This window comes from Rhodobacter maritimus, assembly GCF_058747975.1.
Window position 1 is genome coordinate 1,599,919 of record NZ_CM179095.1, and the last position, 11,721, is coordinate 1,611,639.

Below are 11,721 nucleotides of genomic sequence, written 5' to 3' on the forward strand. Positions count from 1 at the left end.
TCGTGCAGGCTCTGGCGGGCGGTCTGCCTGCCGGAGCCTTGCGCGACGCAAATCGAAAAGGCCGCCGGATGCATCACGCTCCGGCGGCCTTTTCATATCTTCGCATCCGGTGACGCGGCCGTTCAGATGCCGTCGCCCACGAAGGCCTTTTCGACGACATATTCGCGCGGCTCGGAATTCGCGCCCTCGCGTAGGCCAAAGCTTTCCAGAACCGCCATCACGTCCTTGTTGAAGGCCAGGCTACCACAGACCATGGCGCGGTCGTGTTCACGGTCCATCGGGGGGATGCCGAGATCCTCGAACACCTTGCCCGAGCTGAGATTGTCGGTGATCCGGCCGCTGTGATGGAACTCTTCGCGCGTGGTGGTGGGGTAGTATTTCAGCTTGTCGCCCACCAACTCGCCGATCAGGGGATCGTTGCGCAGGTTCTCGACCAGCTGGCGGCCGTATTCCAGCTCTTCCACGGTGCGGCAGGTGTGCATCATCACGACATCCTCGAACTTCTCGTAGGTTTCGGGGTCGCGCATGAGGCTGGCGAAAGGGGCGATGCCGGTGCCGGTGGCCAGGAACCAGACCCGCTTGCCCGGCAAGAGCGCATCCAGCACCAGCGTGCCCACCGGCTTCGGGCGCAGGATGATCTCGTCGCCCGGCTGGATATGTTGCAGCCGCGAGGTCAGCGGCCCGTCCGGCACCTTGATCGAATAGAACTCAAGCTCTTCATCCCAGCTGGGCGAGGCGATGGAATAGGCACGCAGGAGCGGCTTGCCCTTGTCGTCCAGCAGGCCGATCATCACGAACTCCCCCGAGCGGAACCGCAGCGTCTGCGGGCGCGAAACCCGGAACGAGAACAGCCGGTCGGTCCAATGCGTGACCTCGGTCACGGTCTGGGCATCGGGCAGGGTGCGCAGGGGCGGGATCGTCTTGGCGGTGGAGGGTGCTTCGGTCACGGAAATCTCGGTCATCGTTTCTCTACGCACGAGGGGGGTGTCCCCCGGCGCTCCTTACATAAGCGTCAAAAGCTATATCGGAAAGGCAGAATTCAGCCCCGAAGCCGCGACCTATAGTCATGGGCGCGCCAATCGGCGCGCGCGCGCCACTGATCCTCGGGCTGGCGGGCGGCCAGTTCGGGCGCGATCTCGACCTCGTCGAACCCCGACCGGCGGGCCATGGCGTATTGGTCGGCAAGGACATGTCCGGCCGCCCGCAGCCGCCCGGTATAGCCCGCCGCCCGCAGCCGGCGCGCAAGGGTAAAGCCGCGCCCGTCGCTGAAGGCGGGGAAAGCCACGCGCACCAGCCCCGCATCGCGGGTCAGTTCGGGCAGCGCCGCGGGGTCGGTCTCGGGCGCGATCTCGGTTACGGCGCCGTGCCAGTCCTCGGGGTGGAAGCCGTCGTCGCGCACGATCACGCTCATGCCACTTTCTCCTTGCTATCAATGTCTTGCTCGGCGTTCTTCACCCGAACGGCCTTGCCGTCGATGAAGTGGATGCCGCATTCCGTCTTGGCCGAGTTGCGCCAGCGTCCCGCGCGCGGATCCTCGCCGGGTTTCACGGGGCTGGTGCAGGGCGAACACCCGATCGAGGGATAGCCCTTCGCCACCAGCGGATGGCGCGGCAGCCGGTTCTGGACGATGTATTCCTCAAGATCGTCGCGGCCCCAATGCGCAAGCGGGTTGATCTTCATCCGGGTCTCGGTCTCGACTTCGAAGAAATCGAGCGCGGCGCGCGTCTGCCCCTGGTAACGCTTGCGCCCGGTGATCCAGGCGTCAAAGCCCGAAAGCGCGTTTTCCAGCGGCACGGTCTTGCGCAGGGTGCAGCAGGCATCGGTGTCGAATTGGTGCAGCGTGCCGTCCGGATCGTCGACATTCAGCGCGCTTTCGGCGGCGCGGATCGTGCGGATATCCGTAAGGCGCAGCTTTTCGGCCAGAGTCTGCTGATATTCCAGCGTCTCGGCAAACAGCATCTGCGTGTCGATGAACAGCACCGGCGTGCCCGGCGCGATGACCGAAACCATGTGCAAAAGCACCACCGATTCCGCCCCGAACGAGGAAACCAGCGCCACCTCGCCCACGGCTGGGTCTTTCAGCGCGCGCTCCATGACCGCCACCGCCGCGTGGTGGCGGTAGCGCTCGTTCAGATCGTCGACGCGCGCGCCGATATCGTTGCGCGGATCAAGCGGCATCGCGTTGTCCTTCGCCGTAAAGCGCGGTCTTGAAGGGCGCGGGGCCAAGCCTGCGGAAGGCCGCGATGAAGCTTTCCGACGCGTCGCTGCGCAGCGCCAGATAGGCGCGCAGGATCCGTTCGATCGCGGGCACGACCTCGTCATAGGCAAAGCCCGGCCCCGCCCGCTCTCCGATGGCCGCGGTTTCGGTGCCGTCGCCGCCAAGCGTGATCTGATAGTTCTCCACCCCCGCGCGATCCAGCCCCAGAATGCCGATATGGCCGACATGGTGATGACCGCAGGCATTGATGCAGCCCGAGATCTTGATCTTGAGCTGGCCGATTTCCTCTTCCAGGCCGATGTCGCGGAAATGCGTGGCAAGCTGCTGCGCGATCGGGATCGAGCGTGCGGTGGCAAGCGCGCAGTAATCCATGCCGGGGCAGGCGATGATGTCGGACAAAAGCCCCACATTGGCCGTGGCCAGGCCCGCGCGCAGCAGTTCGGCATGAACCTGCGGCAGGTCGGCCCTGGCGACATGGGGCAGGATCACGTTCTGCTCGTGGCTGATGCGCAACTCGCCATAGCCGTAGCGCTCGGCCAGATCGGCCAGCACGCGCATCTGCTCCGAGGTCGCATCGCCCGGCGTCTGGCCATGTTCCTTGAGCGAGACCGTGACGATGGCGTGATCGGGCTGCTTGTGCGCGGCCAAGTTGCGGCTTGCCCATGTGCGCAGCAGCGGATCGACCTTCAGCGCGGCCTCGAACGGGGCCGGGTCGGCGGCGCGGAAGGCGGGCGGGGCGAATTGCGCCTCGATCCCGGCCAGCCAGTCCTGATCGACCCCGGAAAAGGCCGGGCGCGTGCGCAGGAATTCCTCTTCCACGGCGGCGCGCAGGGTCTCAATCCCGTTTTCGAACAGCGTGATCTTGATACGCGCCTTGAACTTGTTGTCGCGCCGCCCCATCAGGTTGTAGGTGGCCACGATCGCCTCGAGATAGGGCAGAAGGTCGGCCTTGGGCAGGAAGTCGCGGATCACCTGGCCCAGCATCGGCGTGCGGCCAAGCCCGCCGCCCACCAGAACGGCAAAGCCGATCTCGTCCCCGCGCTGCACGATTTGCAGGCCGATGTCATGGGCGCGGATCACCGCGCGGTCGGCCGCGGCCCCGGTGATGGCGATCTTGAACTTGCGCGGCAGGAACTGGAACTCGGGGTGATCGGTCGACCATTGCCGGATCAGCTCGGCCACGGGGCGCGGATCGGCGATCTCGTCTGCGGCGGCACCGGCGAAATGATCGGCGGTCACGTTGCGGATCGTGTTGCCCGAAGTCTGGATCGCGTGCAGCTGCGTATCGGCAAGCGCATCGAGGATATCGGGCACATCGGTCAGCCGGGGCCAGTTGAACTGGATGTTCTGGCGCGTGGTGAAATGGCCATACCCCTTGTCCCAGCGGTCCGCGATATAGGCAAGCTGGCGCATCTGTGCCGCGGAAAGCGTGCCATAGGGGATCGCCACGCGCAGCATGTAGGCATGCAGTTGCAGGTAAAGCCCGTTCATCAGGCGCAGCGGGCGGAACTCTTCCTCGGTCAGGCTGCCGTTCAGGCGCCGCTCCACCTGGCCGCGAAACTGGGCCACACGGGCACGGACGGTCGCGGTATCGAAATCGGAATATTTATACATTCGTCGCTTCCTGCTTGCCATGCGCATAGTTCGAGGGGCCGCGCGTGCGGAAAGCCTCGCGGAAATGAACCGGTTCCGGCCCCTGGGTACCCTGCCGGGCTTCGGCCAGATAGGGCCCGACGACGATATCGCCCTGGCCAAGCGCACGCAGCAGGCGCAGCTCGGCGATCGCCTCGTCCTCAAGGAATTCGGCCTCGTGATGATGGCGCGACCAGTCGTCCGAGGCAGTCAGATAGACCACGTCGCCCGCGCGCAGGTCATTGGCGGTGACGATCTTCGGGGTGAACTTGCGACTCATCGGGCGGCCTCATGCAGGAAGGGAAGGTTCAGGGCAGCACCCCCGCGCGGCGCAATGCCCAGAAGCAGGACGGCCGGGCCGTCCACCGCTTCAAGCGCGGCGGGCAGGGCGGAAAGCGGCGTGGCGATCACGCGCTGATCGGGGCGCGCGGCGTTCTCGACGATGCTCAGCATCGTGTCGGGGGCCGCGCCATGCATCATCAGGCGGCCTTGCAGGAACCGCGCGGCGCGCTTGCCCATATAGATCGCGGCAACGGCGCCAGGGCGGGCGAGGGCGCGCCAGTCCTGTTCGGCAAAGCCCTTCATGTCATGCCCGGTCAGGATGCGCAGGTCGGCATTGCGCCCGCGCTGCGTCAGGCTCTGGCCGATCGCGGCCGCGGCGGCCGATGCGGCGGTGATGCCGGGCAGGACCGAATAGCCAAGCCCCGCCGCCTCCACCGCGTCAAGCTCTTCGCCAAGGCGGCCGAAGACGCCCGGATCGCCCGATTTCAGACGCAGGACCGACCGGCCCGTGCGCGCGAACCCGACGATCAGCGCCGAGATGTCCTCTTGCGGCATGGCGGGGCCGAATCCCTGCTTGCCGGTCTCGATCAGAACCGCCTGCGGTCCGGCCAGAGCCAGGACCGCGGCACCGACCAGACGGTCGTGCAGCACGACATCGGCGCCGGCAAGCGCGCGCGCCACCGCCAGCGTCAGCATGTCGGGATCGCCCGGCCCGGCCCCCGCAAAGGTGACATGGCCGGCATGCAACGCGGTCTTTCGGTCGTCTGTGGTCATTGCACACCTCGGATTTGCTTGCTGTAATATAGGAAATTTTCCCCTGTTTTGCCTATACGCCCTTGCAGATAAGGAACTTTGTTCCGTAGGGTGCGCCTGACAAAACAGGCTTCCCGATAATCGGAGAAAACGCGAATGGCAGTTCGTTTGGACGAGATGGACAGGAAAATCCTCTCTCAGTTGCAGGAGGACGCAAGCCAGTCTCTGGACGAGATCGCCCGGAAGGTCGGCTCCTCCAAGACGCCGGTCTGGAACCGGATTCGCAAGATGAAGGATATGGGCGTGATTGGGCGGCAGACCGTCCTGCTCGACGCCGAGGCGCTCGGGCTCGAGGCCTGTTTCTTCGTCCTGATCCGCACCTCCGAACACGAATCCGACTGGCAGCGCAAGTTCCTCGCCACCCTGCGCGCGCGCCCCGAAGTGCTCGAGGCGCACCGGCTCGCGGGCGATATCGACTATATCCTGAAGGTCCGGGTCAAGAACGCGCGCGCCTATGATCAATTCTACCAGGCGCTGATCGGCGAGGTGAAGATCCACAACGTCACCGCACTGCTGTCGATGGAGGAGATCAAATCCACCACGCTCCTGCCGCTCTGAGGCCGGCAGGGTGACAGCTTCCTTCCCGCGCGCCCCAAAACGCGATGCGCGCTTCTTCAGGGCAGAAATATCCCGCAGGGTGAATGGCCGCAGGCCAGAGAGGGCGCGCAGCCCCCTGCGCCCCCGGACGGGCAACCGGAGGTAAGATGAAACCCAAAAGCATCAATCTCGCGCTTCAGGGCGGGGGCGCGCATGGCGCCTTCACCTGGGGCGTGCTCGACCGGCTTCTCGACGAGGACTGGCTCGAGATCGCCGCGATCTCAGGCACCTCGGCGGGGGCGCTGAACGGGGCCGCGCTGAAATCGGGTCTGGTGCGCGACGGGCGGCAGGGCGCGCGGGACGATCTCGACTGGCTCTGGTCGCAGGTCTCCGAGGTGCACGATCTGCGGCTCACCCGCTGGATCGGGGCGCTGTTCCCGGTGCCCGAGATCGTGAACCGCTGGATGGAGGCCTTCACCCCCGTTGCGATGGCCGATGCCTTCGGGCGCATCGTCTCGCCCTATGACAGCGGGCCGTTCTACGTCAATCCGCTGGCCCGCATCGTCGAGCGGTTCCACTATGACGAGGTCTGCGCCGAGGCCGGGCCGCGGCTGTTCGTCTCGGCGACGAATGTGCGCACCGGCAAGATCCGCGTCTTTTCGGGCGCCGAGATTTCCTGCGATGCGATCCTCGCGTCGGCCTGCCTGCCCAACGTCTTTCGCGCCGTCGAGATCGAAGATCCCGCAACCGGCCGCACCGAGGCCTTCTGGGATGGCGGCTTCACCGGCAACCCCGCGCTGTTTCCGCTGTTCGAAGCCGACCTGCCGCGCGACATCGTGGTGGTGAACATCAATCCCCTGATGCGCGACGGGATTCCCAAGACCCCCGCCGAGATCGAGGACCGCATCAACGAGATCAGCTTCAATTCCTCGCTGCTGCGCGAATTGCGCGCGATCAGCTTCGTGCGCCGCCTGATCGCCGATGGCAGCGTGATCGAGGGGCGGATGAAGGATGTCCTGATGCATCTGGTGGCCGATGACGCGGTGATGACCTCGCTGCGCGCCGACAGCAAGATCGCGCCGGGGCAAGGCACGCTGTCGCGCCTGAAGGCGGCGGGGCAGGCGGCGGCGGACCGCTTTCTCGACGCCCATGCCGACGATCTGGGTCAGCGCGCCTCGGTCGACCTGGTGGCGATGTTTTCCTGAGCGGGCCGGGCGCCCGGCGCCGCCTTGGGGCTGGGATAGACCAGCCCGGCCGAGATGATCAGCTTGGCCGCATCCTCGACGCTCATGTCCAGATAGGTCAGCTGCGAACGCGGCACGAACAGCAAAAAGCCCGAAGTCGGGTTCGGCGTGGTGGGCAGAAAGACCGAGATCAGCGGATCGCCCGGCTCTGCCCGGCGCGCGATCTCGCCCTTGGCGGTGGAAGAGACGAAGGCGATCGCCTTCAGGCCCGGCCGGGGATATTCGATCAGGCAGGCACGGTCGAACTTGGCCTCGCTCTGGCTCAGCACCGTTTCGGCGATCTGCTTGAGCCCGTTATAGACCGTGCGCACGATGGGCATCCGGTCGACGATATGCTCGCCCCACCGCAGAAGCGACCGCCCGATCAGCCCCTTGGCAAGCCAGCCCACGATGGCCGTGAAGATCAGGAAGATGATGACGCCGACACCGCGCAGGTTGATGCCGATATATTGCTCGGGCTGCCAGCGTTCGGGCACCAGCGGCAGCACCCAGCCGTCGATCCAGCCCGTCACCGTCCAGATCAGCCAGACCGTCAGCCCGATCGGCGCGATCACCACAAGCCCGGTCAGAAACGAGGCGCGCACGCCGTGAAAGAGGCCGCGTCTGCGCGGGGCGCGGGGGGATTGCGAAACCTCGTCGTCGTGCTCGGTCATGTCGTGATGCGCCTGAAAGACCCCGCCAGCCGGGGCCTTTGATACTTAGGGGCTTTCGCGGGGCGCGACAACAAGCCTGCTGCGGCAATCAGCTTCCGCGCGACAGTTCCGTGGCAATATCCGCGGCAAGGCGGGCATTGTTCAGCACCAGCGCGATATTGGCCTCGAGCGAGCGGCCCGCGGTCAGCTCATAGATCCGTTGCAGCAAGAAGGGCGTGACCGATTTCGCGGCGATGCCCTGTGCCTGCGCCTCCTCCAGGGCCTGTTCGATCACGGGCAGGATCTCTTCGCGGGGGATTTCGGCATCCGTGGGGATCGGGTTCGCAATCAGTTGCCCGCCGGGCAGGCCAAGGCGCACGCGCATCCGGTGCGCGGCGGCGATCACCGCGGCACTGTCGGCCTGCAAGGGCGCGCCAAGGCCCGAATCGCGCGACCAGAAGGCCGGAAAGGCCGCCTGGCGATAGGCGATGACCGGCACCCCAAGCGTTTCAAGCACTTCGAGCGTTTTGGGCAGATCGAGGATCGCCTTGGCGCCCGCGGCAACCACCGTGACCGGCGTCGCGGCCAGTTCGTGCAGGTCGGCCGAGACATCGAAGGACAGTTCCGCGCCGCGATGGACCCCGCCGATCCCGCCCGTGGCAAAGACCCCGATGCCCGCCAGATGCGCGCAGATCATCGTCGCGGCGACAGTGGTCGCGCCGGTGGCCCCGGTGGCCAGGCAGGCGGCCAGATCGGCACGCGACAGCTTCATGACGTCCTTCGCCTGGGCAAGTTGCACCAGCCCGTCCTGTGTCAGGCCGATATGGATGCGCCCGCCCATCACCGCGATGGTTGCCGGGGTGGCGCCCGCGGCGCGGACCTCTGCCTCGACCCTTTGGGCGGTCTCGAGGTTTTGCGGCCAGGGCATGCCATGGGTGATGATGGTGGATTCCAGCGCCACGACCGGCCCGCCGTCATCAAGGGCGGCGCGCACGTCGGGGGCATAGCTGAGGGGGGTGTTCATCATGCGGTCATCTCTCCGGAAACGTAGCGGGCGGCGGCCTGAAGCGCGGTTTCAAGCGCCTCGGACCGCGAGGCGCCCCGGCTTTCGGCCACGATATGGGCGGCCATGAAGGTATCGCCCGCGCCGGTGACGCGGGTCACCATGACTGGCGGCGGGGCGGCGACAATGACGCCCTCGGACGCGCCATCCGCCGTGGCGCGCGCGCCGTCGGTCACAAGAACCCGGCCCGCGCCGCGCGCAAGCAGCCCCTCGGCGGCGGCCCCGGCGGTGGCGAAGGGCTGCTGACACAGGATCGCGGCCTCTTCGAGGTTGAGGTAAAGCACCGCGCGGCCCGCGCCAAGGAAGGGCGACAGGCGGTCGGCCTTGCCGGGGCTGGCAGGGGCCACGCGCAGATCGGCCGCAGCGAAAAGGGGCGAGCCCGCGATCCCGGCCAGAAGCGCCTCGGTCAGGTTGCCGTCAAGCGCCACGGGCCCGGGCCAGGGCGCCTCGGCCGTGCCCAGCCGTCCATCGGCCAGCGGGCGCAGGATCTTGTCGCCCGCGCTTTCCAGCGAATGGGCATCGGCAATGGCCGCGATCAGGCCGTTCGCGCCCTCGATCGCCATGTAGCGATCCGTCGGCAGATCGTCCGAGCGGTAGGCAAGCGCGCAATCCACGCCCAGCACCCCGGCCGCGCGGATCAGCTCTTTGCCCTGGCTGTCGCGCCCGATCGCGCTGAGAACCGCCGGGCGCAGCCCGAAGCGGGCCAGCGTCATGGCGATGTTCATCGCAACGCCGCCCGGCAGGCGCGTGATGCGGCCCGGCACGTCGGCGCCCTGCCGCATGTGGACGGGCGCGCGGCCGATGATGTCCCACAACACCGAGCCGATGCACAGGATATCGGGCAGGCCGCCCGGCGCGGACCGATCCATCCTAGGCCCCCGGTCCGCGCAGCGCGTAGCGATCGGCCTCGGCGAAAACGTCAATGGCGCGGGTGCCTGCGGTCACGCGAACCGCATGTTCCACCCCCGCGGGGATCGAATAGCTGTCGCCCGGCCGGCAGATGCGGGTATCCCCGGCGATGGTCAGGGCGACCTCTCCGGCGATCACGGTGCCCCATTGCGCGCCATGGCTGTGCGGCGGGATCTCGGTATCGCGGTGGAAGGTGAAGAACACCGCCAGCCCCTGGTCCGAACGGATCGCGCGGGCCGAGACCACATCCTCGCCGAAGGGCAGCTCAAGCCCCGGCAGCGCCTGGATGAAGGCGGGGAAATCGGTCATGATGGACTCCTTGCGGTGGGGAAAACGCGTCCGGGGACGGGTTTTCAAGGGAACCTGCGGGCAGGGGGCTTGTCAAGGCACGGCTTTTGGCTTATCGCGCCCCTACTTCACAGGCGGGGTTGGGCCTTCGGGAGAGACATCCCCTTGGGTCCGCCGGTTGGGCAACAGCCCTCATGCCCCGCTCAGGCGCAAACCGGAAAGGAACATGGACATGGCGCTTCCTGATTTTTCGATGCGTCAGCTTCTTGAAGCTGGCGTCCACTTCGGCCACCAGACGCAACGCTGGAATCCGCGCATGGCGGAATTCATCTATGGCGAGCGGAACGGCATCCACATCCTCGATCTGACGCAGACCGTTCCGATGCTGGACGCGGCGCTCCAGGTCGTGCGCGACACCGTCGCCAAGGGCGGCCGCGTGCTGTTCGTCGGCACCAAGCGTCAGGCGCAGAAGGCCGTGGCCGAAGCCGCCGAGAAATCGGCGCAATACTACATGAACCACCGCTGGCTGGGCGGTACGCTGACCAACTGGAAAACCGTTTCCCAGTCGATCTCGCGCCTCAAGCAGATCGACGAGGTGATGGCTTCGGGCGCCGAGGGTCTGACCAAGAAAGAACGTCTTGGCATGGAACGCGAGCAGGCGAAACTTCAGGCCTCGCTTGGCGGTATCCGCGAGATGGGCGGCCTGCCGGACCTTCTGTTCGTGATCGACGTGAACAAGGAAGACCTGGCCATCCTGGAAGCGCAGAAGCTGGGCATCCCGGTCGTGGCCGTGGTCGATACCAACTGCTCGCCCAAGGGCGTGGATTACATTATCCCCGGCAACGATGACGCCGCCCGCGCCATCGCGCTTTACTGCGATCTGGTGTCGCGCGCCGCGCTGGACGGCATGACCGCCCAGATGGGCGCCGCGGGTGTGGACCTTGGCGCGCTGGAAGAAGCGCCGGCCGAGGACGCCGTCGAGGAAGCCGAGGCCTGAGCCTCTGTCATCGCGATGACACAAGGGCGGGGGAAACCCCGCCTTCACCCCAATGATAGGAGAGGTCCAATGACCATCACCGCCGCAATGGTGAAAGAGCTGCGCGAAACCTCGGGCGCAGGCATGATGGACGCGAAGAAAGCGCTGACCGAAACCAATGGCGACATGGAAGCCGCCATCGACTGGCTGCGCACCAAGGGGCTTGCGAAAGCCGCGAAGAAAGCCGACCGCGTGGCCGCCGAAGGCCTGATCGGCGTGGCCGTCGACGGTGGCCGCGGCGTCGCGATCGAGATCAACTCGGAAACCGATTTCGTCGCCAAGAACGCTGACTTCCAGCAACTGGTGCGCGACATCACCGATATCGCGCTGCAAACCGGCGACTCGGTCGAGGTGGTGAAAGCCGCCGACCTGAACGGCGAAACCGTCGAGCAGGTGCTGACCAACGCGATCGCCCGGATCGGCGAGAACATGACCCTGCGCCGCATGCACATGCTGGAAGGCGACACGGTCGTGTCCTATGTCCACAACGCCGCCGCGGAAGGCATGGGCAAGATCGGCGTTCTGGTCGCGGTCAAGGGCCCGGCCGACAAGGCGCAGGAACTGGGCAAGCAGTTCGCGATGCATATCGCCGCAACAAGCCCGCTGTCGCTTTCGGAAGCGACCCTGGACCCCGATCTGGTGGAGCGCGAGCTTCAGGTCCAGACCGCCAAGGCGCTGGAAGAAAACGCTGCCTCGGCCAAGCCGAAGCCCGACCAGGTGATCCACAACAACATCATCCCGGGCCGGATGAAGAAGTTCCTCGCCGAGAACACGCTGCTTGGCCAGGCCTTCGTCATCAACCCCGACCTGACGGTCGAACAGGCCGCCAAGGAAGCCGGCGTCGAGATCACGGGCTATGCCCGCGTGGCCGTCGGCGAAGGCATCGAGAAGAAAGAAGAAGATTTCGCCGCCGAAGTGGCGAAAACCCTGCAAGGCGCCTGAGCGCGCGTCTTTTCGACTATCAAGCAACGCCGCCCTGTTTCGGGGCGGCGTTTTGCTTTGTTCGCCTTGCCAACCCCGGAAAATAACGATGCGGGCGCACTTTCGCGGCCCGCATCGCATCTTGG

General features: G+C 66.3%; 14 protein-coding genes. 4 read left to right on the forward strand and 10 right to left on the reverse strand.

The features are described 5' to 3' along the window. Nucleotides 1-122: 122 nt before the first annotated feature. The 6 genes from AC4PTO_RS08120 to cobA all read right to left on the reverse strand — a co-directional run bounded on the left by AC4PTO_RS08120 (nt 123) and on the right by cobA (nt 4,906). On the reverse strand, nt 123-962 hold the full coding sequence (locus AC4PTO_RS08120) for a ferredoxin--NADP reductase (protein ID WP_492733231.1): 840 nt from the start codon (nt 960-962) through the stop codon (nt 123-125). A 77-nt stretch (nt 963-1,039) separates the two neighbouring features. Further along, the gene (locus AC4PTO_RS08125) at nt 1,040-1,411 is read right to left on the reverse strand and encodes a DUF934 domain-containing protein (RefSeq protein WP_492733232.1); all 372 of its coding nucleotides are present in this window, start codon (nt 1,409-1,411) and stop codon (nt 1,040-1,042) included. Then, nucleotides 1,408-2,178, reverse strand: coding sequence for a phosphoadenylyl-sulfate reductase (locus AC4PTO_RS08130; protein ID WP_492733233.1), 771 nt, complete (start codon nt 2,176-2,178; stop codon nt 1,408-1,410). The genes AC4PTO_RS08125 and AC4PTO_RS08130 overlap by 4 nt, the downstream gene beginning before the upstream one ends. Beyond that, nucleotides 2,168-3,832 carry a nitrite/sulfite reductase gene (locus AC4PTO_RS08135; protein ID WP_492733234.1) on the reverse strand — a complete coding sequence of 555 codons (1,665 nt, stop codon included), beginning with the start codon at nt 3,830-3,832 and terminating at the stop codon, nt 2,168-2,170. Before AC4PTO_RS08135 ends, AC4PTO_RS08130 begins: the two co-directional genes overlap by 11 nt. After that, the gene (locus AC4PTO_RS08140) at nt 3,825-4,130 is read right to left on the reverse strand and encodes a DUF2849 domain-containing protein (protein ID WP_492733235.1); all 306 of its coding nucleotides are present in this window, start codon (nt 4,128-4,130) and stop codon (nt 3,825-3,827) included. Before AC4PTO_RS08140 ends, AC4PTO_RS08135 begins: the two co-directional genes overlap by 8 nt. After that, the gene (gene cobA / locus AC4PTO_RS08145) at nt 4,127-4,906 is read right to left on the reverse strand and encodes a uroporphyrinogen-III C-methyltransferase (protein ID WP_492733236.1); all 780 of its coding nucleotides are present in this window, start codon (nt 4,904-4,906) and stop codon (nt 4,127-4,129) included. Before cobA ends, AC4PTO_RS08140 begins: the two co-directional genes overlap by 4 nt. Before the next feature lie 135 nt (nt 4,907-5,041). On the opposite strand from cobA, the gene AC4PTO_RS08150 reads away from it, so the two are divergent. Together AC4PTO_RS08150 and AC4PTO_RS08155 are read left to right on the forward strand one after the other, a co-directional pair. Then, nucleotides 5,042-5,503: an Lrp/AsnC family transcriptional regulator gene (locus AC4PTO_RS08150; RefSeq protein ID WP_492733237.1), complete on the forward strand. Its 462-nt coding sequence runs from the start codon at nt 5,042-5,044 to the stop codon at nt 5,501-5,503. Between the two features lie 146 nt (nt 5,504-5,649). Next, nucleotides 5,650-6,687: a patatin-like phospholipase family protein gene (locus tag AC4PTO_RS08155; protein ID WP_492733238.1), complete on the forward strand. Its 1,038-nt coding sequence runs from the start codon at nt 5,650-5,652 to the stop codon at nt 6,685-6,687. Here AC4PTO_RS08155 and AC4PTO_RS08160 read toward each other — a convergent pair. The 4 genes from AC4PTO_RS08160 to AC4PTO_RS08175 all read right to left on the reverse strand — a co-directional run bounded on the left by AC4PTO_RS08160 (nt 6,648) and on the right by AC4PTO_RS08175 (nt 9,639). Further along, nucleotides 6,648-7,379, reverse strand: coding sequence for a DUF502 domain-containing protein (locus AC4PTO_RS08160; RefSeq protein ID WP_492733239.1), 732 nt, complete (start codon nt 7,377-7,379; stop codon nt 6,648-6,650). The two genes, AC4PTO_RS08155 and AC4PTO_RS08160, sit on opposite strands and share 40 nt — an antisense overlap. An 88-nt stretch (nt 7,380-7,467) precedes the next feature. Further along, complete coding sequence (locus AC4PTO_RS08165; RefSeq protein WP_492733574.1) at nt 7,468-8,382, reverse strand: pseudouridine-5'-phosphate glycosidase; 915 nt, start codon at nt 8,380-8,382, stop codon at nt 7,468-7,470. Beyond that, entirely contained in the window at nt 8,382-9,290 is a 909-nt protein-coding gene (locus tag AC4PTO_RS08170; protein WP_492733240.1) for a PfkB family carbohydrate kinase, read from the reverse strand. The genes AC4PTO_RS08165 and AC4PTO_RS08170 overlap by 1 nt, the downstream gene beginning before the upstream one ends. A gap of 1 nt (nt 9,291) precedes the next feature. Continuing rightward, the gene (locus AC4PTO_RS08175) at nt 9,292-9,639 is read right to left on the reverse strand and encodes a cupin domain-containing protein (protein ID WP_492733241.1); all 348 of its coding nucleotides are present in this window, start codon (nt 9,637-9,639) and stop codon (nt 9,292-9,294) included. A gap of 205 nt (nt 9,640-9,844) precedes the next feature. Here AC4PTO_RS08175 and rpsB point away from each other — a divergent pair, with 205 nt between their 5' ends. Next, complete coding sequence (gene rpsB / locus AC4PTO_RS08180; RefSeq protein ID WP_492733242.1) at nt 9,845-10,615, forward strand: 30S ribosomal protein S2; 771 nt, start codon at nt 9,845-9,847, stop codon at nt 10,613-10,615. A 69-nt stretch (nt 10,616-10,684) separates the two neighbouring features. Continuing rightward, the gene (gene tsf / locus AC4PTO_RS08185; RefSeq protein ID WP_492733243.1) at nt 10,685-11,596 is read left to right on the forward strand and encodes a translation elongation factor Ts; all 912 of its coding nucleotides are present in this window, start codon (nt 10,685-10,687) and stop codon (nt 11,594-11,596) included. The last annotated feature ends 125 nt before the right edge of the window (nt 11,597-11,721 follow it).

Excerpts from the sequence above, each read along its gene's own strand:
- AC4PTO_RS08170 (WP_492733240.1), bottom strand. The coding sequence starts at position 9,290 with ATGGATCGGTCCGCGCCGGGCGGCCTGCCCGATATCCTGTGCATCGGC.
- AC4PTO_RS08165 (WP_492733574.1), bottom strand. The coding sequence starts at position 8,382 with ATGAACACCCCCCTCAGCTATGCCCCCGACGTGCGCGCCGCCCTTGAT.
- tsf (WP_492733243.1), top strand. The coding sequence starts at position 10,685 with ATGACCATCACCGCCGCAATGGTGAAAGAGCTGCGCGAAACCTCGGGC.
- AC4PTO_RS08160 (WP_492733239.1), bottom strand. The coding sequence starts at position 7,379 with ATGACCGAGCACGACGACGAGGTTTCGCAATCCCCCCGCGCCCCGCGC.
- rpsB (WP_492733242.1), top strand. The coding sequence starts at position 9,845 with ATGGACATGGCGCTTCCTGATTTTTCGATGCGTCAGCTTCTTGAAGCT.
- cobA (WP_492733236.1), bottom strand. The coding sequence starts at position 4,906 with ATGACCACAGACGACCGAAAGACCGCGTTGCATGCCGGCCATGTCACC.
- AC4PTO_RS08140 (WP_492733235.1), bottom strand. The coding sequence starts at position 4,130 with ATGAGTCGCAAGTTCACCCCGAAGATCGTCACCGCCAATGACCTGCGC.
- AC4PTO_RS08175 (WP_492733241.1), bottom strand. The coding sequence starts at position 9,639 with ATGACCGATTTCCCCGCCTTCATCCAGGCGCTGCCGGGGCTTGAGCTG.
- AC4PTO_RS08120 (WP_492733231.1), bottom strand. The coding sequence starts at position 962 with ATGACCGAGATTTCCGTGACCGAAGCACCCTCCACCGCCAAGACGATC.
- AC4PTO_RS08150 (WP_492733237.1), top strand. The coding sequence starts at position 5,042 with ATGGCAGTTCGTTTGGACGAGATGGACAGGAAAATCCTCTCTCAGTTG.
- AC4PTO_RS08135 (WP_492733234.1), bottom strand. The coding sequence starts at position 3,832 with ATGTATAAATATTCCGATTTCGATACCGCGACCGTCCGTGCCCGTGTG.
- AC4PTO_RS08155 (WP_492733238.1), top strand. The coding sequence starts at position 5,650 with ATGAAACCCAAAAGCATCAATCTCGCGCTTCAGGGCGGGGGCGCGCAT.
- AC4PTO_RS08130 (WP_492733233.1), bottom strand. The coding sequence starts at position 2,178 with ATGCCGCTTGATCCGCGCAACGATATCGGCGCGCGCGTCGACGATCTG.
- AC4PTO_RS08125 (WP_492733232.1), bottom strand. The coding sequence starts at position 1,411 with ATGAGCGTGATCGTGCGCGACGACGGCTTCCACCCCGAGGACTGGCAC.